Annotated in this window: 17 protein-coding genes; 4 read left to right on the plus strand and 13 right to left on the minus strand. The window is 65.1% G+C overall.

The genetic code is table 11. The annotated features are described in order from the left end of the window. Nucleotides 1-9: 9 nt before the first annotated feature. Entirely contained in the window at nt 10-393 is a 384-nt protein-coding gene (locus tag VGM71_RS13895; protein WP_331546139.1) for a nuclear transport factor 2 family protein, read from the minus strand. Between the two features lie 111 nt (nt 394-504). On the opposite strand from VGM71_RS13895, the gene cycA reads away from it, so the two are divergent. Continuing rightward, nucleotides 505-1,878, plus strand: coding sequence for a D-serine/D-alanine/glycine transporter (cycA, locus tag VGM71_RS13900; protein WP_331546141.1), 1,374 nt, complete (start codon nt 505-507; stop codon nt 1,876-1,878). 217 nt (nt 1,879-2,095) lie between these two features. Here the strand turns inward: cycA and VGM71_RS13905 are convergent, their stop codons facing one another. After that, nucleotides 2,096-7,489, minus strand: coding sequence for an autotransporter-associated beta strand repeat-containing protein (locus VGM71_RS13905; RefSeq protein WP_331546143.1), 5,394 nt, complete (start codon nt 7,487-7,489; stop codon nt 2,096-2,098). Between the two features lie 211 nt (nt 7,490-7,700). Then, nucleotides 7,701-9,050 (minus strand): hypothetical protein, encoded by a 1,350-nt coding sequence (locus tag VGM71_RS13910; protein WP_331546145.1) that lies wholly within the window; start codon nt 9,048-9,050, stop codon nt 7,701-7,703. A gap of 258 nt (nt 9,051-9,308) precedes the next feature. On the opposite strand from VGM71_RS13910, the gene VGM71_RS13915 reads away from it, so the two are divergent. Together VGM71_RS13915 and VGM71_RS13920 are read left to right on the plus strand one after the other, a co-directional pair. Then, a complete protein-coding gene (locus VGM71_RS13915; protein WP_331546147.1) occupies nt 9,309-10,130 on the plus strand; it encodes a restriction endonuclease in 822 nt (273 codons plus the stop codon). A 156-nt stretch (nt 10,131-10,286) separates the two neighbouring features. Further along, nucleotides 10,287-11,357: an MraY family glycosyltransferase gene (locus VGM71_RS13920; protein WP_331546149.1), complete on the plus strand. Its 1,071-nt coding sequence runs from the start codon at nt 10,287-10,289 to the stop codon at nt 11,355-11,357. Here VGM71_RS13920 and VGM71_RS13925 read toward each other — a convergent pair. Genes VGM71_RS13925 through VGM71_RS13955 form a run of 7 tightly spaced genes read right to left on the minus strand, consistent with a single transcriptional unit; the run spans nt 11,323 to nt 20,447 of the window. Then, a complete protein-coding gene (locus tag VGM71_RS13925) occupies nt 11,323-12,504 on the minus strand; it encodes a glycosyltransferase family 4 protein (protein ID WP_331546151.1) in 1,182 nt (393 codons plus the stop codon). The genes VGM71_RS13920 and VGM71_RS13925 overlap by 35 nt on opposite strands. Then, nucleotides 12,501-13,568, minus strand: coding sequence for a right-handed parallel beta-helix repeat-containing protein (locus VGM71_RS13930; protein ID WP_331546153.1), 1,068 nt, complete (start codon nt 13,566-13,568; stop codon nt 12,501-12,503). Before VGM71_RS13930 ends, VGM71_RS13925 begins: the two co-directional genes overlap by 4 nt. A 4-nt stretch (nt 13,569-13,572) precedes the next feature. Next, on the minus strand, nt 13,573-15,003 hold the full coding sequence (locus VGM71_RS13935; protein WP_331546155.1) for an asparagine synthase-related protein: 1,431 nt from the start codon (nt 15,001-15,003) through the stop codon (nt 13,573-13,575). Beyond that, entirely contained in the window at nt 15,000-16,037 is a 1,038-nt protein-coding gene (locus VGM71_RS13940; RefSeq protein ID WP_331546157.1) for an EpsG family protein, read from the minus strand. Before VGM71_RS13940 ends, VGM71_RS13935 begins: the two co-directional genes overlap by 4 nt. Further along, entirely contained in the window at nt 16,034-16,879 is an 846-nt protein-coding gene (locus VGM71_RS13945) for a glycosyltransferase family 2 protein (protein WP_331546159.1), read from the minus strand. Before VGM71_RS13945 ends, VGM71_RS13940 begins: the two co-directional genes overlap by 4 nt. Next, the gene (locus VGM71_RS13950; RefSeq protein ID WP_331546161.1) at nt 16,876-18,210 is read right to left on the minus strand and encodes a lipopolysaccharide biosynthesis protein; all 1,335 of its coding nucleotides are present in this window, start codon (nt 18,208-18,210) and stop codon (nt 16,876-16,878) included. The genes VGM71_RS13945 and VGM71_RS13950 overlap by 4 nt, the downstream gene beginning before the upstream one ends. Before the next feature lie 2 nt (nt 18,211-18,212). Further along, nucleotides 18,213-20,447, minus strand: a complete 2,235-nt coding sequence (locus VGM71_RS13955) for a polysaccharide biosynthesis tyrosine autokinase (RefSeq protein ID WP_331546163.1) — start codon at nt 20,445-20,447, stop codon at nt 18,213-18,215. 274 nt (nt 20,448-20,721) lie between these two features. Between VGM71_RS13955 and VGM71_RS13960 the strand changes: the two genes are divergently transcribed. Then, complete coding sequence (locus VGM71_RS13960; protein ID WP_331546165.1) at nt 20,722-21,786, plus strand: polysaccharide biosynthesis/export family protein; 1,065 nt, start codon at nt 20,722-20,724, stop codon at nt 21,784-21,786. Between the two features lie 245 nt (nt 21,787-22,031). On the opposite strand, the gene VGM71_RS13965 is transcribed toward VGM71_RS13960, so the two are convergent. Genes VGM71_RS13965 through VGM71_RS13975 form a run of 3 tightly spaced genes read right to left on the minus strand, consistent with a single transcriptional unit; the run spans nt 22,032 to nt 25,484 of the window. Then, nucleotides 22,032-23,810, minus strand: a complete 1,779-nt coding sequence (locus VGM71_RS13965) for an XVIPCD domain-containing protein (protein WP_331546167.1) — start codon at nt 23,808-23,810, stop codon at nt 22,032-22,034. 16 nt (nt 23,811-23,826) lie between these two features. After that, nucleotides 23,827-24,645, minus strand: coding sequence for a hypothetical protein (locus VGM71_RS13970; protein WP_331546169.1), 819 nt, complete (start codon nt 24,643-24,645; stop codon nt 23,827-23,829). Nucleotides 24,646-24,677: 32 nt separating this feature from the next. Next, entirely contained in the window at nt 24,678-25,484 is an 807-nt protein-coding gene (locus tag VGM71_RS13975; protein ID WP_331546171.1) for a hypothetical protein, read from the minus strand. Nucleotides 25,485-25,519 lie beyond the last annotated feature (35 nt).

The raw sequence follows: 25,519 nt of genomic DNA on the forward strand, positions 1-25,519 counted from the left end.
GGGCCTGCCTCAGGCTTTGTCCACCACGCGGCAGATTTTCCCGCTCGAGAAGCCGAAAGCCGAGGTGCCCCGCATCTCGATCACCGTGCCCGCACCCGGCCCATCCGGGATGTCCTCGGCGATCTCCCCGTGGAAGTCGATCGTGGCCAGCACGGTGTCGCCTGCCTCGTCCAGCGCCACCACGGACTGATGCCGCGAGGCGAACATGGCGGCTCCCACGCGGGCCAGCCGCTCAAAATCGCCCTTGCCGTCCGTCGCCACGCTCAGCTGCCCACCCGAGTGGTGCTCGAAGCGCACGTCGTCCGACAGGGTGACGAGCATGCCCTCGATGTCGAAGCGGTTGTATGCGTCGATATAGGCCTCGATAACTGCCTGGCGAAGAGGGTCGATCATGCGGGGCTCCATGGTGCGGCTACGGCAGAGCGTTCGATAGTACGCTCCTGGCCTTGCCGCCACCTCGAGCGACCCGTATGGTTCCGGCTTCCGTCCCGACCGAGCATCCCGATGTCGCATCCGCAGGAGCAGTCCCCCGAACATCTCAGGCGTAGCCTGTCGAACCGCCACCTGCAGCTGATCGCCATCGGCGGTGCCATCGGTACCGGTCTGTTCATGGGATCGGGCAAGACGATCAGCCTCGCCGGGCCGTCCATCCTGCTGGTGTACCTGATCATCGGCGTGATGCTGTTCTTCGTGATGCGGGCGATGGGCGAGCTGCTGCTCTCCAACCTCAACTACAAATCGTTCATCGACTTCTCCACCGATCTGCTCGGGCCGTGGGCCGGCTTCTTCTGCGGTTGGACGTACTGGTTCTGCTGGATCATCACCGCCATCGCGGACGTGATCGCCATCGCGTCGTATGCGCAGTTCTGGTTCCCCGGGCTCGCGCCATGGATACCGGCCGTTCTCTGCGTCCTCCTGCTGCTGGCGCTGAACCTCACCACGGTGCGCCTGTTCGGCGAACTGGAATTCTGGTTCGCCCTCATCAAGATCGTCGCCATCTGCGCGCTCATCGTCACTGGCTTCGGCATGGTGGCCTGGGCTTTCCGATCGCCGGGCGGAAACGTGGCCTCGCTGGCCAACCTGTGGAACGACGGCGGCATGTTCCCGATGGGCATCGGCGGCTTCTTCGCGGGTTTCCAGATCGCCGTGTTCGCGTTCGTCGGTATCGAACTGGTCGGCACCACGGCAGCGGAGACGGCAGACCCGGAGCGCAACCTGCCCAAAGCGATCAATTCGATCCCCGTGCGCATCATCCTGTTCTATGTCCTGTCGCTCGTGGTGATCATGTCGGTGACGCCGTGGCGCCAGGTACTGCCGGGCAAGAGCCCGTTCGTGGAACTGTTCGTGCTTGCGGGCATTCCCGCCGCGGCCAGCCTGATCAATTTCGTGGTACTCACCTCGGCCACGTCGTCGGCCAACAGCGGCATCTTCTCCACCAGCCGCATGCTGTTCGGCCTGGCCGAGGAAGACCATGCGCCGAGGACCTTCCACCACCTGTCGAAGGCGGCCGTACCGTCGCGTGGCCTGCTGTTCTCGTGCATCTGCCTGCTGGGCGGCGCGATGCTGGTGTACGTGATTCCCAACCTCGTCACGGCGTTCACGCTCGTGACCACGCTGGCGGCCATCCTTTTCATGTTCGTCTGGTCGCTGATCCTGGTGGCCTATATGGCTTACCGGAAGAACCGCCCCGAGCTGCATGCGGTGTCCAGTTACAAGATGCCTGGCGGCGTCTTCATGTGCTGGGCATGCCTGGTGTTCTTCGCGTTCGTACTCGTGTTGCTGGCCCTGGAAAGCGATACGCGGCAAGCGCTGATCGCCAGTCCGGTGTGGTTCGCGATCCTGGGCATCGGCTACGCCCTGCGCCGCAGGAAAGCGTAAAGAGGGGCGCCCGCCTCGCCACCGGCAAAAACATGTAGGAGCGCGCCTGCGCGCGACAGCCTTTCGCCTCTGTTTCCAAGGTTGCGCGCCAGCTCTGTGGCATGGCCTCAAAAGATGTCGCGCGCAGGGCGCGATCCTACGACCCTGGGTGCACCAACAAAAAAGGCTCGCCTTTGAGGGCGAGCCTTTGAGAGCGGGCCTTTAGCAGTTACCTGCCTCAGAACGCCACGCGTACACCCGCGGTGACACCGTAAGCCGAGCGGCTCGAGCCTTCCTCGGCGGTGAGTCCGCCGTAGAGGTAGGTGCTCTTGCCGAGGCGCATCGTGCCGTTCGCGTTCACCTGGACGAAGCCGCGGCCGACGCCCGGAGCGGCAGTGTCGAAACGCTGGCCGGCCAGGGTGTCGTGCACGGTCGGGTCGAGGAGATCGCCGGTATCGGCACCCACCGCGATGCCTGCGCGCCAGGTGAGCGTCGACGCCAGCGGATCGGCCGCCTTCGAGCCCATGGTCACGCCGGCGAGCACACGCGTGCCCTTCTCCGACAACGCGTCCACCGACAGTGCCGCCACCGAGCCGTGCTCGCTCACCGCGTCACGCTCCACCTTCTGCCACACGACGCTGGCATAAGGTTCGATGCGCGAGCCGCCGGCCATCTGCATCGGCATGCGCAGCGTGGCGCTGGCCATGCTGTCCTTGCCCGAGGTCCGGGTTTCCAGCTGCGAGCCACCCATCGGATCGGCGCGGCGCGTCGTCCAGTCGGTGGTGCCGTAGGCCGCCATGCCATCGAGCACGAAGCTGCCCATGGCCTGCTGCGCGTACACGATGCCCGAGTTGCCGCGGATGGAACCGCTGCCGCCATGGGCGATCACGTTGGTGTCGTGATGCGTGCCGGCCACGCCGATCACCGTACCGTCGGCCGTGTAAAGGTCGACACCCGCCGTGGTGCGGTCGGTGCCGGTCTCGAAGCCGCTACCCTGCCCGTCGGCGATGGAGCGGTTGCCGTCGCGGGTCACGTTGGCCCATACGTTGTGCGCCACGTCGGCGGACTTGTCCGTGCCCAGGTGATCGCTCACGTCGCGCTGCATGCCGAGGCCGGCAGTACGTGCCGCGGCGGCCTGGTCGGCATGCACTTCACCGGACAGGCTGTTCACCATCGTCGTCACGCCGTCGGCACGAAGCGAGGACACCGCATAAAGCAGGCCGTTCTGCGCCGCCGTGGCGTTGCCGGCATCCAGCGCCGTCACCGCGTCGTCCAGCGCGCCAGCCGCGGAGAGACCATTGCGCTTCGCATGGGCGCCGAGCAGTTCCGCGTACGACACCGGCGCCACGCGCAGGTCGATGCTATGACCGGCGTTCGCGCCATAGAAGGCGAGGAAGCGCGTGTTCGCGGCCAGGCCGTCCGTCGGCTGCTCGAGCGTCGTGAAGCGGCCTTCCACGCCACCCTCGGCCGTGACGATGCGATAGGTATCGCCCAGCGCCGGCGTGTAGGTGTTGGAAGCGTCGCCCGTGATGCCGCGCAGCGTCGGTGCCAGGGTGCCGCTGGCGACGAAGCGGTTGCCTTCGCCGACCACCAGCACGCGCGAATAGTTGCCCGCGCCGTTACCCGTCCCCAGGCCGTCGATGTCCACTTGCATCGTGCTGCCGGCCTGCATTGTCACCGTACCTGCCACCGTCAGCGTACCCGGTGAGTTGCCCGCGGCCAGACGGCCTTCCACGTTGACCGGGCCGGTGATGAGGCCGGTGCCACGCAGCGTGCCGATGCTGTCGACCTGCACGAAGCTGCTGGCAAGGTTTCCGTTCGCACTCAGCACGCCATCCTGGACGCAGGTGCCGCTGGCGAGGCTCGAGTTGCCAGTGAGGCTCAGGTAGCCCTTGCCCGACTTCACGAAGCAACCGTTGCCCTCGGCGGCCATCAGGTTGCCCGAGAGCACCGTGGTGGTCCCGACGGCCACATTCACGCCGGAGTCGCCGCTGATGATGACCTCCTGGCCCGTGCCAAGGGATGCATCGGACTGCAGCGTGCCGCCCCGGAGCAGGATCTGGCCCGTACCCAGGGAGGAACCGGAGTTGATGCGGATGACGCCGCCCTGGATGAGCGTGCCGCCAGTGAACGTGTTGTTGCCGTACACCACCAGCGTGCCGCCGCCGAGCTTGGTCAGGCCACCGGCACCGCTCATGTCGCCCTTCTCGTTCAGCGTGACGCCGTCGGCCGTGGTGATGCTCGCGCCATGGCTACCGATCAGGATGTCGCGGTCGGTGCTCATCGTCTTGGTGACGGACAGGTTGCCGCCATCGATAGCGATGTCGTTCGACGCGTCGCCGAGGTTCTCGTCGGACGAAACCTGAAGCGTGCCGCCGTTGATCGTGGTGCCACCGGTGTAGGTGTTGTTGCCACCCAGGATCAGTGTGCCTGTGTTCACCGTCGTACCGCCGCCCTGCGACAGCGCGCCCGAGATATCGAGCGTGCCCTTGCCTTCCTTCACCAGCCCCGAGGCACCCGCCACATTGCCCGTGGCGACGACCGTCGTGCCCACATCGGTCGCGATCGTGCCGCTGCCGGTGAGGGAAAGGTCACGCGCCGTCGTGAAGCTGCCGGTGGTGTGCAGCGAGCCGCCCTCGAAGTCGATGCCGTTGGAGGCATCGCCGAGGTTGGCGTCGTTCTGCACCTGCAGCGTACCGCCATTGATCGTGTTGCCGCCCGTATAGGTGTTGTTGGCGGTAAGCACGAGCGTGCCGTCGTTGACGATCGTGCCGCCCGTATGGGAGGCCACGCCGCCGATCACCAGCCGACCCTCGCCGTCCTTCACGAGCGCGCCCGAGCCGGAGACCGTGCCGCCGGTGGCCATGTGCGTACCGGCATTGACGTCGATGGAAGCATCGTCATTCAGGACGAGGTCGCGCGAGGAATCCACGTTACCGGTGGTGTGCAGCGACCCGCCGTTGAAGATCACGTTGCCGCCGGCGCCGAGGTTCGTGTCGCTGGAAATCTGCACCGTGCCGTCGTCGATCTTCGTGTCACCGACAAAGGTATTGGCCTGATCGAGCACCAGCGTACCTTCGCCGGCCTTGACCAGGTCACCGCCGCCACTGATATCGCCATGGGCGGTCGTGGTGGTATCGGCACCGATATCGAACGTTGCGCCTCCGAGAATGGTGACCGTCTTGCTCGTGTCGACATCACCCGTCGTGGCCAACGTACCCCCGGCGAGGATCAGGCCGGCGCCCGAGGTCGAGCCAAGGGCCGCGCCGCTGTTCACCTGCACGGTCGCGCCGTTGGCAACGGTCGTCGGGCCCGAATATTGGTTGTTGCCGTTAAGCACCAGCGTGCCGTCCGCGACCGTGAAGCCACCGTTCTGGTTCGCATCGCCGTCGATCCGCAGCGTGCCCTCACCCTCTTTATTGAGGCCGCCGGAGCCGTTGATGCCTCCGGTGGTGGCGAACGTGGCGCCCTCGTCCGTCCAGATATTGCCGTTGTCGCTCGAGAGACCGATATTGCGCGCCGAGTTGACGTCACCGGTGACGTCCAGCGTGCCGCCGTTGAATTCCAGGGCGCCGGAGGCAGAGCCCAGGTTGGCATCGTCGGACACCTGCACGATACCGTCGCCGTTGAGCACGGTAGGGCCGGTATAGGTATTGTTACCCGAGAGGACCAGCGTGCCGTCGTTGACGATCGTGGCGCCGTTCTGGTCCAGCGTGCCGCTCTGATTGAGCGTACCGGCGCCGTTCTTCACGAAGTCGCCGTCACCGGTGACCGTGCCGGAGTGTCCAAGCGTGGTGCCTGAGTCGACATCGACCGCACCGGTGAGCGTGACCGAGATGTCGCGACCCGTGTCCATGTCGCCGGTCGTATGCAGCGTACCGCCATGGAGCTCCACGTCGCTCGAGGCCCCGCCCAGGTTGCCATCGCTGGAGACCTGCACGGTGCCACCGCTATTGACCACGGTATTGCCGGTATAACTGTTGTTCTCCGAACCCAGCACCAGCACGCCGCCATCGACGATCGTCTTGCCGTCCTGGCTGAGGTCGCCAGTCTCATCGAGGGTGCCGCTGCCGGTCTTCACGTAGTCGCCGCTGCCGTACACCGCGCCGCTGTGCCCAAGCGTGGTGCCTGCGTCGACATCGACCGTACCCGTGCCCACGACCAGGATGTCGCGGCCCATGTCCATGTTGCCGGTCGTATGCAGCGTACCGTCGTCGAGCGTCACGCCGCTGGTACCGAGGGCGCCGTCATGATCGACGGCCACGGTCCCGCCGTTCATCACGGTGGTGCCGCCACCATAGGTGTTGTCGCCGGTGAGGACTTCCGTACCGCCCGTGACGTTGACACCGCCGCTGCCCGAGATCGTGCCGTCGAAGGTGTCGTGGGCATCGGTGAGGTTCAGGTCGTTCCCGCCCAGCACCACCGAACCGCTGCCGGCGAGCGTGGTGCCCGTCGTGCTGTGGTTCGCGTCGGTCGTGTCCAGCGTGCCGGTGGCGCCGACTACGATGTCGCCCGTGCCGATGGAGCCGTCCCCGGACAGCGCCACCGTGCCGTCGTTGACGATCGTGGCGCCGTCGTAATGGTTTGCGTCGGTGAAGGTGACCGTGCCGGTACCATCCTTGACGACGTTGCCCGACCCGTCGATCGTGCCGCCGAAGTTGCCGTTACCGTCCTGGTCGAAAGCCACGGTGCCGTTATTGTCGATCTGGCCCTGGAGGCTACCGGTGTCGCCCTTCAGCGTGCCCTGGTCGACCACCGTGCCACCGGTATACGTGCTGGGGCCGGTGAGCGTGAGCGTACCGTCGCCCGTCTTGGTCAGCGTGCCGTTGCCGTCGACGCCGCCCGTGAAGACCACATCACCACCGGTGGTGTCGACCGTGCCGCCGCCGGCGCGCACCGTGACCTGCTGGCCCGGATCGGTGGTCGTGTCTTGGGTCGGCTTGAAGGTGCCGTCGTTGAACAGGATGGAGTTCGGATCCTGGAGTTCCGGAGCGTCCTGGTTGTAAGTGCTGCCGTTCTGCATCGGGAACCCGTTGAGGTCCGCGCCCGTGATGGTCAGCGTATTGGTGAGCACCGGTTCGTACGGATTCCAGGCATCCGACGGAGTGGCGGACGGCACGTAGATATACGTGTATACGCCCGGCAGGAGGCCTGTGAAGGAAACGCCCTGCCACGTCTTGGCGTCGGGATTACCAGACTGGTTTGTCGGCGTGAGCGTCGTGCCGGTCATGCCGCTCGCGTAGAAATTGTTGACGCCGTCCTCGAGTCCGTCCGGTCGGGAGGAAACAAGCTGGGTGAAGTCCACCAGCTCTTCATAACCGTTGGGGCCGATAAGCTGGAACTGACCTTCGAAATGGTTGGCCTCGTCCGAATCGTGGTAAGTGCCGTACCAGAACGTAAGGCCGCCGCTACCGCCGTTGGTGTAGCCCACGGAAATGGTATGCGCACTGGCGAACGGCATGCCGCAGACGGCAAGCGCCACGCCGAGGGCCGCGCGCTTCAAACCGGCGACGATGGCGGACGCACCGCCCGCGGACGAACGGCCACCCTTGGCCTGGGAGCGGGCATGTTCGGAAACGACGACGAGCTGGCCGAGCGTCCGGTTCCAGACGATGCGAAAAATTCTATTCATTGGAGTCCCTGCTGATCCCTAGTCACTGAAGAGTCGATGCTCCTCGTCAACCCCTCTGTCGCCTGCGGTGACAGGTGCCGTTGGAGAGCGATGGGCATTCAGCAAGGGCCGTGCCAGCAGATGTGAAGCTAGTGTTACAGCGGGTCGCGGGGATATTCGTCCTCTCCAAGAGGTGACGCGGTGCGACAATTTGTGACCGACTTCACAATTTTCACGTACGTGAAGGCGTATGTCTTCCCGGACTGGACAAACCAACCGACGACAGCAGCAACGCCCCGCGCTTCACCGCCACGTAAGCCGAGGCCACTGGCTCCAGCTTCCCGCCCTTCAACCGCCAGGCGGAAACCAGCCAGTCGTCGTTAATACGCCAGCCGACGTGACCATGGCCGATGAACCCCAGCAAGGTCTCGCCGCGAAAGTCGATCGGAAAGAAGGTGGCCTCGGGGCCGTAGCCGGTCATCTCGCCGTCCGCGATGGACGTGCCGAAGGTGGGAAGGTCCGGGTACGAATTCGTGTCGCCTTCCGGGGCGATGCCCTTGGGCGCCCGCGCTGCGGCAACCGTGGCGTCGTAGGCCGCTTTCGCAGGACCCTTCAGCGAGCGATCGAGGGTGCCCGGTACAGGACTGCGGTCGTAGCGGGCGACGGATGCCATGGCCGTGGTGGCGAAGTCATCGCACGGCGACTGCTTCGGGGCGCACGCACTACCCATCGGGGACAGCGCATGGTCGAACCGCAGGGTCAGCTGTGCGTCCGGCCCGAACTTGCTACCGTCCCACCGGCTGACTTCCAGGCTCATCTCGTCGGCCGACGGGTTGGTGAGGACGGTGGCGATGACATCGTCGCCGACACGCGCCATTCCATGCATCGTCATGCAGTCGCCATCCCAGGCGTCGGGTGCATTGACCGCGATCGCCTTCTTCCCGTCGATACGGAACGGCGTCTCCGTCCAGCAATGCGCCGTGCCGCCCACGGAGAAGAGCGAACTCACCGGCGCGCCGGACAGCTTGCGGTACCCCGACGAGGCGTCCCGTTCGCCCAGCGCCTTACTCAGCCTGGCATCCGGTTCGTATGGGAAGGCTGTCGCGTCGTCGAGGGAAACGTCGGTAGCGACCGTGATGGGTAAGCCCACTTTGCCGAGGTCGGCCAGCACATCGTAAGAACCTGCGGGCAACCGGACCAGCCCGCCCTGCACCGCATCCAGGGGCTTCGGGGCCTTCGCGTCGAGTCCGCGCAGGAAGTCGATCCGCGCCTGATACTGCCCGACACTGGCAGCAAGCGGCTTGCCGGGGTTGTCGCGCAGGAAGTCCGCGATGGCAGCATCCCGGTCCGCCAGCCAGTGGAATTGATCGAGCTTCAGCGCGCCGCTCTTGCCGGGATGATTCGTCAAGGCTGCTCGAAAGGCATCGCCGAGTTGTCCATCGAGTGCGGATACCTTGGGCGAGGCGCAGATCGCCTTCTCGACCAGTGTGGCGGCCTTCCCACAATCGAAACCCGCGCCGCAGGCCAAAGCGGAAGCCAGCACCAGCGGCGTTCCCAGCATCCATCGAATCGTCTTCCTCACGAGCCCACCTCCATCCAGCCGGCATCCCGGCGATCGCGCCCATTCTAGGGAGCGGGGCTGAAGGGGGCCTGCGCCTCCTGTCACATACCGTGTAGTCCTGGGCCTACAGAAGCGCCACCTTACGGTGCGCTATATTCGACCGTTCCGAATGGCCAGCCGGGGGGCGGGGGGCCAGGAACGGACGGGGGAGAAAAACATGGCAGTCCTGAAAGGCGCCCTGCGGCGCCACAAGCAGCCGTACATCCTGGAGCAGGTCCGATGACGACCGGCTTCAAGCCCGTGGACTTTCGGCACGACGACGCGTTGACCCGCGTCTCGTGGGACGCGTTCGAGTGCCTGATCGCCGACCACTACCGTGACCTTGGCTACGAGGTGCTGCACACCGGCACCGGCGCAGGAACGAACCGCACGGACGGTGGCATCGACCTGAAGCTCCTCCGGGAGCAGGAAATCATCGTCATCCAGTGCAAGCACTGGAACTGCTGGAAGGTGCCGCATAACGATGTCCACCAGCTGATTGGCGTGATGCATACCGCGGGGGCCACCAGTGCCATCGTGATTACGTCGGGCGAGTTCACCAACGCGGCCATCGAAGCCGCGGCGAAGTTCCGGCATATCCGTCTGATCGACGGCAAGGCCGTACGCGCCATGCTGGGACCCATCGCGGAACCGCGGATGCCGCACGCCACGATCGATGGCATGCCCTCGTGGCAGAACCAGGCACGTCGCCCGCGGCCCGCGAAATCGAACCGGACACCGCTGGTCGCGGCGGCCGGCGCCATCGCCACGATGGCCGTTGCACTGTCGATGCTCTATAGCTATTACATCCGCGAAATTCATGAGGCCCAACTCGCGGCGCTGCGCGTCACCGTTGCGCGTGCCGCCATGCAGGTGGTGCAGGCCCGGACGACGCCGGCCAGCCTCCCTGCACTGGCTTCGCAGAAACCCATGAGCAGCCTCAACGGCCACCCGGCCATCCTGCACGACGTACCGGTGAACAAGGCGGACATCGCCGCATGGGAAAAGCAGAACGCGGAATCGATGCGGATCCTCGAGAAGACGACGCCGCCTTTGCCGTGAATGACTGAACGCGCGACGTGCACTGGCCTTGCACAACATGGCAGGCACCCTCGCCGCAGCATTCGACCACCACACCCTACGCGCGGCAGGCGCAACGGCGAACCCATCACTTCCTGAAGAGGAAGGCAGGGAAGATCGTCCCGAGGAGCCCGCCCGATGCTGGAGCCACGTCTTATGCTGGCGTGCGCGGTATCCGCCGCGGTCACCGCCTCCATGATCGTCATCATGTGCCGCCTCGCGGGACCATGCGGCATGGTCGACCGTCCCGGCGGCCGGAAGAAGCACGCGGGCGACATTCCCCTCATTGGCGGCCTGGCCATCCTGACCGGGCTTCTCGCCGGTTTACCGCTCGTTGGGATTTCGCTCAGCCTGCAGCTTCACCTCGTGGCCACGGCCGCGATCCTGGCGCTGGCGGGCGCGGTCGACGACCGTTTCGGCATGGGCGCGAGGGCGCGGCTTTTCCTCGAGATCTGCGCCGCCGCATGGATGATCGTCGCTGGCGCGCCGCACATCGGCTGCCTCGGCCGTGTCGGTGATGCCGTCGTGCTCACCGGGGACCTCGGTGTGCCATTGACGATCATCGCGGTGGTGGGCCTGGTGAACGCGTTCAACATGCTCGATGGCATCGATGGGCTTGCCGCGGCCATGGCCCTCGTGGCCATCGGCGCGATGATCGTCTATGCGGACGGCAACGTCGGGATGGTCCATATCCTGCTGGTGCTCGCCGCGGGCATCCTTCCGTTCCTGCTCGCCAACCTCGGCTTTTTCGGACAGCGCATCTTCCTGGGCGACGCGGGCAGCATGCTGATCGGCTACCTCATCGCCTGGGCGCTCATCGCCGTGAGCCAGGCGACGCCCCGCGATGTCTCCCTGCCCGCCGCGGCATGGTGCGTCGCCCTTCCCGCGCTCGATACCCTCGCCGTCATCTACCAGCGCATGCGCAGCGGACGCTCACCGTTCGCGCCGGACCGCAGCCACGTCCACCATCTGCTGCTGGCCGTGGGTTTCAGCCCGCGGCAGACTCTCCTGGTCCTGGTCGGGCTGGCCACCGCGCTCGCGGCCACTGGCTATGCGTTGCGCCACCTCGCACCGGGTAGCAGCCTCGTGACCCTAGCCACTGTCGCGGCTGCGTACATCGCCGCAAGAAAATGGGCGTGGCGCGCGGTCGCGCGGAAGCACATGAGCCGTCCCGTCACCGCGCCGGTTCTTCCGCTGGAGCCGGACTGACCGCGGCGGCACGGAGCTGCTGGCACCCCAGCAATTCCGCATACAGGCGCAACGTCTGGTCGATGACGATCGACTGGTCGAAGTGCGCCACCGCATTGGCACGGGCACGCGACGCCAGGCGGCGCAACAGGGGGCGGTCCGCATCCAGCCGGGCGATCGCGTTCGCGAGAGATGCGGCATCCTTGCAGGGCACGAGCAGGCCATCCACCCCGTCCCGCACCACCACTTCGCGACAACCCGGCATGTCGGTGGTGACGATGGCAAGCCCTGCCGCGGCACCCTCGATCAACGACCGGGGAACACCCTCGCCGTAGTAGCTCGGCAGGACCATCACATCGGCCGTGGCGAGCAGCGATGCCATGTCGTCCACGTGACCGACGCAGCGTACGATGCCTTCGGCGTGCCATGCGGCCACGCGTTCCGGCGCGATGGAATGCGGATTGCCGGGATCGGGCGCGCCCGAAAGCACGACGTCGATGTCGCGCCCGCCGCGCCGAAGCAACCGCGCCGCCTCGACGAATTCCTCCACGCCCTTTTCCCGCAGCAGCCGCGAGGCAAGCACCACACGCAGACGTCCTTCCTCGTGGGGCACCGGGTGGAACCGCTCCGTGTCGACACCGGAGCCACGGATCACCCTGATGCGCAGCAGGTCCACGAGACCCGCACGCGCCACCGCCGCGGCGTCGTCCGGATTCTGCAGGACCAGCAGCGACGAGCGGCGGTCCAGGGTCCGCCGCATCAGGAAGGTCAGCAGCGGGCGGAGTACCCGCGCCAGCGAGTCGTCGCCCGCATAGACATAGCCCATGCCGGTAATGGCATTCACCACCGAGGGAATGCCCACCACCCGCGCGGCGAACGCACCGTAAACCGCGCAGCGGAGCGTGAAGTTATGCAACACATCCGGCCGCTCGTCGCGAAGCGCCGCCACGATCGCCCGCACCGTGCGCGCTTCGCGTAACGGATCGACGCGGCCGCGACACATCGGCACTTCCCGCCAGCGCAGGCCGTGGCGCTCGAATCGCGAAGCGTAAGGATCCGAAGGGGAGGCAAGGAGCACATCGTGACCCAGTTCGCGCAGGCGGATCGCCGTGCCGAGGCGGAAGTTGTACAGGTACCACGCCGTGTTGGCGAAGAGCATGATTTTCATTGCTGCCCGCTCCCGCTACCGTGCAGTTCACCAGGGGGAATGTCGATCTGCACGTTCGGCCGCGGATTCTTCCCGCTGGGCTCCGCATGCCACTGCGTGCCGTTGTCGCGGACATCGTTCGCGTCCAGCGTGGCGTCGTGCACGTCGCGCGCCACCACCAGGCCCTGCCTGCCCTGGCGCCGGATGGTGCAGCCCCGGATAACGACGCCGGTTACCCCGCGCGCGAGGATGCCGTGGGTCCGGTTGCCTTCGATGACGCAGTCGACAATGGCGAGGTCGTGGACATCGCCACTGCATTCGATGCCGCACCCGTCGTTTCGCGACAGCGTGCTGCGCAGGATGCGGATGCCTCGCGCGGGTCCCTGCCGCTGCGGCTCGATGTCGATGCCGGAGGAAGGTGGTGTACCGATGGTGTCCACGAAGGTGCACCCGTCGACGACCACGTCGCTGGCGACGGTGATGGAAAGGCCTTGCCGGCGGTTGTGGCTGCACGTGATCCGTTGCAGGCGAACCTGCCTGCTCGGTGTTGCCGCGCCCGCCTTGCCCCGTGCCCCGACGTACACACCGTCGCCCCAGCAGTCGGTAATGACGATGTCGGACAGTGCGATGCGGTTGGACGCCAGGACGCGTATCCCATGTCCCCATTCGCCCCCGCCGCCATGCCCGTCGCGGTTCCCGACGAGCCGGCCGCCGCGGATGGTCACATCGCTGACGTCCGTCAGGTCGATGATCGCGGAGCGTTCGGCATCATCGGGCGCCGCCTGCAACACGGCACCCTCATCGAGGAAGACCGACGATCCCGGCCGTGGACGCAGCGATCGGAGGGCGTCGATGACGTAGCGACCCGCGGGAATACGCAGCACGAGGCCGGGACTCACCGCATCGAGCGCAGCTTGCAGCGCCGCCGTATCGTCCGTGCGCCCGTCACCACGAGCACCGAACGAGCGTGCGTTGACGTCTCTGGCGGCGCGCGCGACGGGAATGGCCGCGCAGGCAACGGCCGCTGCCGCGCCTATCAGGAGGCGGCGGCGCGCGGAGATAAAACCTTCGCCGGTATCCGCCATCGCCTCAGTCCTCGCGATCCGCATCGTGCAGCCGGCTGTGCACCCAGGGCAGCACGACCGCCAGCAGGTAAAACTTCGACGCATGGTATTTATTGTCGAGCCGGCGGCGATGGCGTTCCAGCCACGCCGTGGCACCGGGCACGACGTCCGCGCACGCGGCCGACAACGCGTGCACCTGGTCGAAGCGTTCGCGGGCAAGCTGCCGGACGTTGAAGCGGAAGCAGCCCTTGGCCTGCACGTAGGGAAGCCTTTCGAAATGCCGTGCGATATGGGCACGCACCAGCCGCTTGTTCTGCCCGTTCGGACCCATGCGCCATGAAGACGGTACTTCACGCAACACGAACCCGGATACGCCAGGATCGCAATAGGGATAGGCAACGTCCATGCCCGTCGCCGCGGTAACGAACATGCCCTTGCCGAAGCTGGCCGCCTCGACGATCGTCGCCGCAAGCCCACGACGTTTCTCTAACCGGGTCGCGGCGGCGATCTCGGGCCGGAACAGTTCAAGCCGGTGGCGCGACGCCAGCGCGGGAGCTGAGGTACCTAGCAGGCCATCGACCTCGCCGTCGCTGAAACGCGAGCCAGGAAACAGCCGCTCGAACGCATTCATCTGCAAGGTGCCCAGCGCGTAGCTCAAGCGGAACCATTGCGTGAGCGGCCGCCAGTCGGCGATGCCGCGAGGAACCCGCATGCCGCGCGCCAGCAAGGCCAGCACGCGATGGCGAAGGTGGGCATGCATGCCGAAATAGGAATCCGAACCCGTCGCATCGATCACGCCGTCGCCGCCGTGGGATGCCACGTGCGTGACGATGTCCGCGTAGGACAACATGGCGAAATCCGCCGTGAGCAGAGGCATGCGCGGAACCATCGCGAGGTAACGGTCGTATGCCCTGCCGGCGTCGCACTCCAGGCATTCATGACGCAACCCGAGTTGTCGCGCCACGAAGCGCGCCGAGTCCAGCTCGTCTTCCTCGTTGCCGCCGCGGTAGGTGATGCAGGTGGCATCGGGCCGGGCGTCGGCAAGGGCGATGGCCATGGACGTCGAATCCTTGCCACCGCTCTGCAGAAACCAGGGCGACACCATGCGCGACGTGGACATGGCAGCGGCTTCCGCCAGAAGGGCGTGGTATCGCGAGACCAACGCATCGTCGTCGACATCCGCCGTAGCGGACGCCAATGCCAGATAGGGAAAACGGAAGCGAACGTCGCCATGCAGGTCCGTTGCATCGTCGAAGCCGGCGGTAATCGCTACCTTTACGTCCTCATAGATCGAATGCGGCGGATAAACGAAGGCATTGCGCAGCAGGTCCGCCAGGGACGTGATGTCGATGGCCCCGGTGCCCTGTGCCAATTCGCGGAAATCCGGACGGCGCGTGCCGGGAGTGAGGCGAACCTGTACTCCCCGTTTCGCCGGGCCCGTCGCCGGAACGCTCATAGCGCCACCCCACTGCTCACGTAAAAGGCGAATACAACGCCGCTGAGGAGGAGTCCCAGGCCGATCACCACGGGATGCCGCAGGAACGGAAGCCGGGAATGCACGCACAGGGCCGCCAGCACGAGGGAGGCATACAGCCAGGCCGGCAGCAGGAACCGGTTCGAATAGTTTCCCCACCCCACCAGCAGGAAAGGCAGCATCAGCACGAGGTAAACGCCCTGCAGGTCCACGATGCGCCCTGCCCAGGGCTCACGGACGGTGCGCACCAGGAGCATCGGCAGCCCGTACCAGAACAGCGAAAAGGCAGCAAAATCCAGCCGTACACCGGCGCGGTACGTGGCATCGGTGCCATAGGCCATCACCACCGCAAAGGCGGCGGGCGACAGGATCCGCACCGCCATCATGGTGAGCCCGGTCGCGTACGCGGCGAAGCCCAGCGCGGCCACCACTCGCAGCCAGCGCGGCGGCAGCAGCAGGACCGGCGCCAGCGCGATGTAAAGCAGCGCCGAAAAATGAAACCCGGTGGCGACCGCTGACATGACGGCGAAGGCGAACCAGCTCCGCCGCTGGAAGGCCAGCAGCGCGGCGATGATCGGAAAGGCCGCCAGGCCCTGGCGCGTCGCGTTGATGGCCGCGTTGACGAACACGGGCGAGAGCAGCAGGACCATCGTCGCCGCGGGCAACAGCCTCGCGGGAGTGGAACCGAGATCCCGTGCGTAGGCGCGCGTGGCCAGGGCGCCGCCGCCGGCCAGAAGCAGGAACAGCAGGCCCTGCCATGCATGCACGCCGAGCCCCACGGCGCTCGCCATGCGCGAGGCCAGCACGAACAGCGGCTCGAAACGGGTCACCACCACACCGCTGCGCAGGGACAGGTACCAGGCGGCGTAGATCGGCGTATCGGTGCCCTGCCAAGGCGCGCGCCAGGCCACGGCGCATAACGCCACCGATCCCGCCATCACCAGGGCCGCCGTACCCAGCACCACCCATGCGTTGGCGGCCGCCATCCGCCGCGACGGAAGCACCACGGTGTTCACGACGCATCTCCCGCTTCGCGCATCACACGATCCGACGACCGCTCGCGCATCCGCGTGATCACGCGCCGGCGCGCATAGCGCGCGTCCGCCAGCACGTCGGCCGCCCGGTAGTGCCACCAGCCCAGGAAGCCACGCCGGTACAGTTCCGCCCTGGCCCGCCGGCCGGCCGAGTACATGGCCCGCAAGTCGCCGCTGAGCCCGCTCGCGCCGAACGCGGGCTTGTGCAGGGATCCCAGCACGTGCTCGATCTTGGCGCAGCCGCAACCGGACAACAGTATCTGCGCCCAGAGCAGGAAGTCCTCCGAGCGGCGGAAACGCTCGTCGAAGCGGAATGGCAGGTCGCGCCGCAACACGATCGAAGGCGTCTGGAAGGGGCTTCGCCACTGCAGCAGGTGCGGCCGCACCACGCGTACCTTCAGTGGATAGCGCTGCGGCGGCGGTGGCGCGCCGCGCCGCTGCACGTTCATGCGGTGGGCCAGCAACGCGATGCCGGGCTGATCCCCGATCACCGCCATCTGCACGGCCAGCTTCTGCGGATGCCAGGTGTCGTCCGCATCCAGGAAAGCGATGTATGGTTGCGCGGCATGGCGCCATGCGATGTTACGCGCAGCGGCGGGGCCGGCGTTCACCTCGGCGGCCAGCACACGAATCCACCCCGGCTCGTGGCGGCTGGCCACCGTATGCAGGTACTCGAGGGTTCCATCCCTGCTTCCGTCATCCACCAGCAGGACTTCCGCCGGCCGCAAACGCTGCGCGGATACCGAGGCCACGGCTGCGTCAATCGTATCGACGCAGCGATAGCACGGGATGATCGTGCTGACGGGGGCGCAGGCGGGGGTCATGCGTCCCTCCCCGCCAGCACGGGAACCGCATAGCGCACCGCCAGCCACGACGACGCGAGCATCACCGCCTCGCCACCGACCGTGGCAAACGCCGTTCCCAGCGCGTGGTAACGCGGAATGAGCACGAGGTTGAAAAGGATGACCGCGGCGACGCTTCCACCCATTGTCAACACGCGAAGGCGGGCCTGCCGCTCGTCCAGCAATGCCGACGCGATGGCGATGGAGAGGAAGCGCAAAGGCGCACAGGCCGAGAGCACGACGAGGACAGCGGTAGCCCCGGCGAACGCGGTGCCGAACGCCGCCCGCACGAAGACAGGCGCGACTGCCGCCACGAGAGCGCCGCAGACCAGACCTGCCAACAACATGATCCACGCCCCGTGGCGGTGGACACGACGGAACTTCTGGGGCTCATGCACCGACCATCGATGCAGTCGCGAGCCCAGGTATTTCTGGTAGACCGTGGCCGGCAGCAGGTAAACCGCCGTCATGACGCCCAGGCCGATGCCGAACAATCCGGCCTCCCGCGGCCCTTCCATCCGGCCGAGCATCACTGTGCCCACCTGGAAAAAGATCGGGTAGAGCAGCGCCGCCAGACCGTAAGCCCATCCCAGCCGCCAGACCGCGGCCATCGATTCGTTTCCCGGCGCGTGGAGTCGATCGTCGCGCGGCGCGTGACCGCGCAGGGCGAAATCGCCCCGCCACATCGCCACCAACGCGGGAATGCCCGCCACCGCCACGGCCGCACCCACCAACCCGAAACCGGCTGCCGCCGTCGCGGCGCCCACGACGGGCCACGCCAGCACCGCAAGCGCGAAGGCGAAGCGCGAACCCGGCAATGCAAGCTGCCACATGGCAAGGCCCCGATCGTCCTCCTCCAGTCGCAGCTTGCTCGACACCAGCCCGACGACCAGCGTGCAAGGGATCACCGGTAGCAGCAGGCAGGTGAGCGAGGTCGACCCACCGGATGCGGCGAACACGGACCACGCGATGGCCGCGGCGCACCCGAACGCCATGGTCCACGCCACGAAGCGCAGCGACGGCAGCATCCAGCGACCGGCCTGCCAGCCCTCCACGCCGTACAGGCGCAGCCACAACTGCGGCAGTCCGAAGCCGGCCACGGGCGCGACCATCGCGACGGTCGCGAGCGCCACCGTGAAACGTCCGAACTCGTGCGGCCCGAGCCGGCGTGCCAGCACTACTTGCACCAGGAAGGTCAGGACGGCACCCAGCGCCGTCGCCATCCACAGCAATGAAATCCCCACGGCGGCCCTGCGCCATGCCGATGGCAGCAGGGACCATTGTGCCCGCAGCGTCGCGACCGAGGTACGCACGATCAGACCTGCGCCAGGGGATAGCTGTAGCGGGCGTCCGCCTCGTCCGCACGTCGCGGCCGCTCCACGGCGTTGAAGATCGCGCCGCGCACCGTCGCCCTGCCCTGGGCCAGTCGCTGCCACACCGTCGCCACGTCGCGGGGCTGGTCGACGCCATAGCGCACCACCAGCAAGGTCGTGCCGGCATGCTTGCCGATCAGCGTGGCGTCGGTGAAGGCCAGAGCTGGCGGCGCATCGATCACGACGGTACCGTAACGATCGCCGAGCGCCTTCAGCAGTGCCGCGAAGCGCTCATGCATGAGCAGTTCCGACGGATTGGGCGGCAGCGCGCCACGCGGAATGAACATCAAGCGCGCCACGCCCGGCACAGCCCGCACGGCCTCGTCGATGGTCGTGTCACCCTTGATGAGTTCCGACAATCCCGGGCCGACGCCGCTGCTCAGGCTGGCATGCAACTCGCCGCCGCGCATGTCGCCGTCCACCAGCAGCACCTCCTGGCCGGCATTGGCGATGACGGTGGCGAGGTTCGCGCTCACGAAACTCTTGCCGCTGCCCGCCCAGGCGCTGGTCACCAGCAGCACGTTGTTCGGCGCCTCCAGCCGCGTGGCATCGAGGCAGGTACGAAGGCCCCGCAACGCTTCCACCGCCACCTCCCTCGGGCGATGGGCAAGGAGAAGTGCCGGCGCGTGGGTATCGCGCGCCAGCCGCCGCGAGGGAGCGGCACGCCCCGCGCGGCTCCAGGGAATGCAGGCGAACACCGGCAGGCCGAGTTCCTCGATCTCCGATTCGTCCTCGATCGCCCGGCGCAGGAGCTGCCGGAGGAAAACGAACGCCAGGCCGGCAACCACACCGAGCAACATCGCGCCGGGAATCAGCAACAACGGCAGCGGCCAGACCGGACGGGAAACGTTGACCGCGGCGGGATCGATAAGGCGCGCATCGCCGATGGCGGCTTCGCGCATGGCTTCCAGCTGCTGGGACTGATGCAGCAGGTTCGCGTAGGCCTGTTCGTTTTCCTGCACGTCACGCGTCAGCCGCGGCAGGTCCTGCTGCGATGCGGGCAACTGCGCCATCTTGCGGGCAAGCGTCGCCTTCCTCGCTTCCAGGATGCCAAGCTGTGAATCAAGCGCGCGCATCACGGGATGACCGGCCGCGAAACGCTGGTCGGCATCCACGCGCTGCATGCGCAACTGCTGGATGCTGGTTTCCAGCGTCGCGGTCTCGTTCAGAAGGCTCCCCGCCTGAAGGTTGGTATCGATCGCCCCCGTCTTGCTCTGGTACACGTTCAAAGCATGGCTGGCACGGTCCAGGTCCGCCTTTGCTCGCGGCAACTGCCGCTGCACCACCTCGAGGCTGGCGGTGGCTTCGGCTGTATTCCGCTGCACGTTCTGCAGCAGGTATCCGCGCGTGATCCGGTCGAGCAGTGCCGTCGCTTCCACGGGAGCGATGCCGCGATAGGCGAGCGAAATGATTCCCGAGTCCTTGCCCTGCTCCGTGGCCACCAGGTTCGACTGGATGAGACTCACCGTCGTCAGCGGCGCGTGGCGGATCACGTCGAAACGCATGCCGGGATTCGCACGGATGCGGTCGACGAGCAACGTGACGTCGTGGCCCGTCGCGATCGCGCCGGTGCGACCGGACACCAGGGTATCGTCATCGTCGCCAAGGAGGCGGTACGCCCCGCCTTCCCCGACGACAATCTGCATCGGCTGGTCGAGGAGAGACGCCGGCACATCGAGCTTGGCGATGGTCACTTCCGAGCCGCCCCAGTCGTATTGCGGCATGCCGAGCCAGGCATCCGCGACCTTGCCCGGGTTCGCCCCGCGAAAGCGCCGCGCAAGCCATCCGCCGACCAGGGGGAATCGCTGGGGCCGGACTTCCGTGAGCAAGCCGAGCTCGATCACCGCGCGATTGATGACGCTGCGAGACGTGAGCAGTGGAATCTCTGTGGAGGCCCGCGATGCCGAGGCGTCCAGCATCTTCGCGATATCGTCGACGGCAGGCACGGCCTGTCCCACCTGGATGACGGCATTGGCTTCGTACACGGGGGATGCAAGCGTGGAATAAATCAATGCGGCGCACGCGAAGGCGGCGGCGAAGGCGATCACGGTCCATCGGTGTTCGTGCACCGTGCGGAGCAAGGCGCGCAGATCGATGTCGTCCTGGCGAGGCGCATTTTGCGCGTCGGCGTGCTCTCGCGCCTGCGGCGCGGCAAGGGTGGGCATGTTGTGGAACACGGTTCGCTCCCTCGTGGATACGAGAAGAAGAACGAGCCGCGGAACCCTGCCTGATCCGGGCGCCAATGTGCTGCCGAATCAGCATACGCATGCAAACATCACAATGGCAAACGTCTTTTTGTGAACTCGCTGTAGACGACTAAGCGAAAGATAAGTTTGCTTTCCCCGTTGACGCACTTGTCACACGAGGCATGGCTTAACTCTCGCACCCCGCTTCCCACGCGGGTCCGCACGGCAGGGCGGTTAAGCGCAAGCTTTCATAGGAGCCCTGCCGATGTCACGCGTCGTCCTGCTCGTCCTTTGCTGCGCGGCAATTCAAGCCTGCGCGATCGTTCCAGGCCAACGCATGGATGTCGACGAACTGAAAGACGATCCGCACGTTACCTTCACCCCCATCACGCACGAATTCGTGATGTCCGCGCAACGCGAGGCGGCCATACCCGAAGACTTCGGCCAGACGAAACCTGCCGACTACACCATCGGGCCAGGCGACACGCTTTACGTCACCGTGTGGAACCATCCTGAACTGACCTCGCCTGCGGGAACGCAGCAGCAGACGGTGGCCAACGGCCGCCCGGTCGGCACGGACGGTACGTTCTACTTTCCCCACGTGGGCGTCGTGCACGCCGAGGGCATGACGATCCCGCAGCTGCGTGAACAACTTTCCAAAGCGCTCACGGACTACGTGAAGGATCCCCAGGTCGATGTCACCGTGGTGCAGTACGCCAGCCAGCGCGTGACGCTGGAGGGTGCATTCCGCCGGACAGACCCGGTCGTGATCGGCGCGGTGCCATACACACTGGGCCAGGCCATCGGCACGGCAGGCGTGGATCCCGCACTGGCCGACCTCTCCGGACTGACCCTGACCCGTGACGGCAAGACGTACCACATCGACGCCAGCGGCACGTCGGGGCAACCGTTGCCCGTGATCTGGCTGCAACCGGGCGACAGGATCTACCTGCCGTTCAACGACAACCACGAGGTATATGTCGTCGGCGAGGTGATGCGGCCGGCCGCGTTATCCTTCCGAACCGCGCACATCAGCCTCACGCAGGCCATCGGCCGAGCCGGTGGACTCAGCCCCGTGACCTCCAATGCGGACGAGGTTTACGTCATCCGCGGTTCCAGGAACCTGTCACAGACGCCTACGCAGGTATTCCACCTGGCAGTGCGCTCGCCCGCCGCGTTCGGTCTGGCCGATGCGTTCCCCGTCGAGGCAGGAGATGTCGTGTTCGTTGGCGCCGCCGGCGTAGCCAAGTGGAACCGCGTGCTGAGCCAGTTGTTGCCCCTATCGGGCTTTATTTACAACGCGTCGCGCGTCGACAGTCCGAGCAACTAGCCGGCGAACGGGACACCCGGATTGGAACCGCGCATGGACGCATCGACGAGGAAACAATCCCAAGAACCCCCCGAGCCCAAAGCCCCTGTAGGAGCGCACCTTGTGCGCGACAGCCTTTCGCGAAAGCGCATCAGGTCCTACTGCCCTTCGCTAAAAAAATGGTCGCTCAAATAGACCCGTCCTCACCTGCATCGCACGAACCGATGGCACCCGCACGCCGGCAAGCCACTTGGTGGTTCCGCCGCTCAAAGTGAACGGCCCATGCTCATTTGCGCTTGCTGCATCTGGAAATTCTCCTTGATCTGCATTTCATGCCGGTCGAACTGCTGGATCTGTGCGATGACCTCCTGGGGATAGGTCGGCGGCGCGCTCAGGTCGATCCGGGCCGGTGTCGTGAGCCAGCCCGCCCCCTGGAACTCCAATACCATCCGGTCCTCGTCCAATCGGACGGATTTGAGATTGGCGGCGGTGATGCGGTTCGTATGGCAAGCGGCGGTGAACTGCACGAGGCGATCTTCCGAGGCCTGGGGGACCTGTCGCTGAAGTTCGTTGTACAGCTCGTGGGTGGGGTTGCCAGGATGGCGAGGGTCTTCCCTTCCGTGGTCTGATGCCACGGTCGTGGCGTGGCTTGGCGGATTCCATCCACGCTGCGGCTCACGCGACATCTCCTGCGCGTGCTCCCGCGACATCTCTTCGCGTCGTTCGAACTCATCCATGACGTCGCGCCATTGGTCCGAACTGCGCGCCAACGGTGTTTGCATGGACGCCATGACCGGAAGGTCGGTGCGTTTGTCAGGACCGCCCAACGACGTCTCGATCGCCGACAACTGGGAGGCGTCGTCGCTCAGTTCGATCCGATCAATGCGACTCAACCCGTGAGACCGGGCGGCCACCACCAACGCTGCGCTCAGGTTGTCGCTGTACTGGTCCGTCTGCCGCTCATGTCGCCTGTCCAGATCGTGTACGTGGGTGCGGGCCTCTTGGTACAGGTCATGATCACGATGGCCCGGATCGTCAAGCCGAGGAGGCGGCAGGAGAGGCGACCTGGGCGCGGGCTCGGGTGTAAGCGATCGATAGGCTGACAGAGCCTCGTCCGGTTCGCGGGACTGCAAGTAAGGTGCGTCCGGTTGTCCGATGGACCGCAATTCGGTTTCCACGGCACTGTGCACAGCCGCTATCGTCAGTTGACCGGCGATGCCGTCAGCCACTAGCCCGTGATCACGTTGGAAGTCCCTGACGACCAGGCGCGTCCGGCGGCCGTAGTCGCCGTCGGTGGTTAGTGCGCGGCCTTCTGCGTCGCTGTATCCGAGACGGTTGAGGCTCGTCTGGAGTTTCCGAATATCCTGGCGCTTGCCGGGTTGGAGAGGCTGACTTTGGTCCGTCTCCATCACAGCCAGTTGCTCGAGCGTGAGCGCTCCGCTCTGTAAGTCTCGGATGAGCTCCGGAGTAATGATCGCGGCCCATTCACGAGCAGCGGCAAGGCGACGTTCCGCAGAATGCTTGCCGCCATTAATTATAATGCCCGCCGCTACAGGGTCCTCTCGTTCCTTCTCGGGCACCTTGCTCCAATATGCAAGCGCCAATTTGGCGGAAACTTCCGGATCAGCGGCAATTTCGGGGTCAGCTGTCAGATCGATGCCTAGTCGATCCCCATGCGTCTTATAGTTGTATCGACCCGTGAACTGGAAGTAGCCTCTTCCGTGAAAACGCCAGCCGTCGCCTACCTCGGAGTTCCCCAGGTCCTTTTTGTCCCTACCCTCATAGAGGACTGTAGCGATCTGTTCGGGATCCCTGCTATCCACAGCCGCCTGAATCTGCTCTCGCGTGAACCTTCTTGTGGAAGACGCGGACGCTTGCTCGATCTTCTCTACACTGGTGTAGTTGAACTTCTCATGCATCATCGTGAAGCGGGCCGTCTCGATATATGCATTACCCATGAAACTGGCCAACTCAGCCGGCGAACTCATACCGGAATCAATAGCTGCTTTGAGAAGGTATGCAGACGATTGGTTTAACCTTGCCATGTTAATTTCCTAATCCTTAAGGAACCAGAGTCTTGTTCTTGGAAAGAGCGGCTTGAACATTCTTACGGTCGAATTTCTCCATGGGAATGAGTCCAACATCCTCCGGATAGGAGGCCGTTTCATTCACGACAAGATTCTCATCTGAGGCCTCATCGTAGTCCGTGTAGATAAGTGTCGCGCGAGAAAGGTGCCACGAGCCGTCGGTATTCTCGAAGGATGTCGCGTAAGAACCGAGGGGTGTTCCCTCGTTCACGAAGGCCACCTTTTCAGGCGACAACTCGAGCTGATCATTCAGCTCTAGGTGTTCGGCCGACACGTTTATTTGGTTGCTCCCGCAGTCCACAGCTTTCTGACTACGCCCCGTCACCCTCGTTTTCCCTTCCTCTTCGCGAAGGAGGATTAGCTCACAGGTGTAGCCAACCCGATCCTCATAGAACATTCCGCGATTCGGTGCAGGGTCCTTTGGATGCCGCAAAATAATGGCGGCTGTCTTCCCACCCCTCGGGTTCTGCGCGGACTTGTAGGCGAGCAGCGCTTTGTCGTCGTCCACGTATTTCGCAATCGCCGCCGGAACGACCTCGGCATTCGCCGCGGTCACTTCCGATGCGCCCCATGCCGATGTCGTACCTAGGATCGCGGTAGCGGCAACCGTCGTTAATTGCTGAAGAATCATGCCCCCTTTCTCCATGTTTTTTTGTTGTGCGGTGCCTTTGTGGTATTTCGAAGGCGGTGGTCCCAGTTCACGCCGAACGCGCTCATTAACGAGCGCCACGTCCCGCAACAGTTGCATGTCGTGCAGCGGGTCGCGTGTGGACAACTTATGGACAGACACCATGGATCTCCTCGACTTTTCTTACACGCATCTTCTTACTTCAAGTGGAGCTCTTCCGTCAGATAAGCATCAAAGTCCTTTATGTCCTTTCCGTTCGCCTTATCTATGACCCTAATGACATCACGCTCGTCGACGACACGCAGATGCGGCGCGCCACCAACGGGCGTGAAATCCCGTTGACGTACCCGGAAGACATACTTGCCTCCGATAAAGATGACAGTGCCATCACGCATATCAATGCCAGTCCCTATCATCGAGTCCAACTCGCCTTCATCCAGAAAAAACGGGACCTTCCTCCAAAGCACGCCACCAGAATCATTGTGCAGCTCTGACACGTATATGTCCGGACCGCACAAGTTCTCACATTCGAATCTGAGCACGTCGACATTCACATGAATGGATCCGACCGCCCCTCCGGGCCGCGGATCCTTAAAATGAAAACTGCGGTCGGTGTTCGCGCTGTGTTTGATGCATTTTGAATCGATAAACGAGTCGTTGTATCCGCCTGGATTAGTGACCATCACGTCATCCACCCTTCCGGAGAAGAATTCGATCGCATTTGACGGTCCACGCACCGGGGACACAATGGCCCACACATTCCATGCTTCGTTCGTGTACTCAACAATGATGTTTTCTGGCCACGTTTCCTTTCCGTTCCCTAACTGTCGTTCGGCGATGCCGTTGCTCGGCCAGACGGGCTCGCCTACGTGTAGACGAGGCGACTCGTTCGACGGTTTATCGGCATGAGAATTGCTCAGGCTCCCATCGCGTTTGCACGCCGCGGACGCATCTATCCCTGCTGCGCCTATCACCAACACTGCTGCGAGGCGTTGAAACTTCATATCGTCTTCCCCGTTCTGGTTGTCTGGAATTGCAC

Origin of the sequence: Luteibacter sp., assembly GCF_036499525.1 — a bacterium.
Classification (GTDB): Bacteria; Pseudomonadota; Gammaproteobacteria; order Xanthomonadales; family Rhodanobacteraceae; genus Luteibacter.

Bases quoted from the DNA above. Each gene is read 5' to 3' on its own strand.
- VGM71_RS13935 (WP_331546155.1), bottom strand. From the start codon at position 15,003: ATGAGCGTTCCGGCGACGGGCCCGGCGAAACGGGGAGTACAGGTTCGC.
- VGM71_RS13975 (WP_331546171.1), bottom strand. From the start codon at position 25,484: ATGAAGTTTCAACGCCTCGCAGCAGTGTTGGTGATAGGCGCAGCAGGG.
- VGM71_RS13905 (WP_331546143.1), bottom strand. From the start codon at position 7,489: ATGAATAGAATTTTTCGCATCGTCTGGAACCGGACGCTCGGCCAGCTC.
- VGM71_RS13970 (WP_331546169.1), bottom strand. From the start codon at position 24,645: ATGGTGTCTGTCCATAAGTTGTCCACACGCGACCCGCTGCACGACATG.
- VGM71_RS13925 (WP_331546151.1), bottom strand. From the start codon at position 12,504: ATGAAAATCATGCTCTTCGCCAACACGGCGTGGTACCTGTACAACTTC.
- VGM71_RS13920 (WP_331546149.1), top strand. From the start codon at position 10,287: ATGCTGGAGCCACGTCTTATGCTGGCGTGCGCGGTATCCGCCGCGGTC.
- VGM71_RS13960 (WP_331546165.1), top strand. From the start codon at position 20,722: ATGTCACGCGTCGTCCTGCTCGTCCTTTGCTGCGCGGCAATTCAAGCC.
- VGM71_RS13930 (WP_331546153.1), bottom strand. From the start codon at position 13,568: ATGGCGGATACCGGCGAAGGTTTTATCTCCGCGCGCCGCCGCCTCCTG.
- VGM71_RS13945 (WP_331546159.1), bottom strand. From the start codon at position 16,879: ATGACCCCCGCCTGCGCCCCCGTCAGCACGATCATCCCGTGCTATCGC.
- VGM71_RS13895 (WP_331546139.1), bottom strand. From the start codon at position 393: ATGATCGACCCTCTTCGCCAGGCAGTTATCGAGGCCTATATCGACGCA.
- cycA (WP_331546141.1), top strand. From the start codon at position 505: ATGTCGCATCCGCAGGAGCAGTCCCCCGAACATCTCAGGCGTAGCCTG.
- VGM71_RS13915 (WP_331546147.1), top strand. From the start codon at position 9,309: ATGACGACCGGCTTCAAGCCCGTGGACTTTCGGCACGACGACGCGTTG.
- VGM71_RS13965 (WP_331546167.1), bottom strand. From the start codon at position 23,810: ATGGCAAGGTTAAACCAATCGTCTGCATACCTTCTCAAAGCAGCTATT.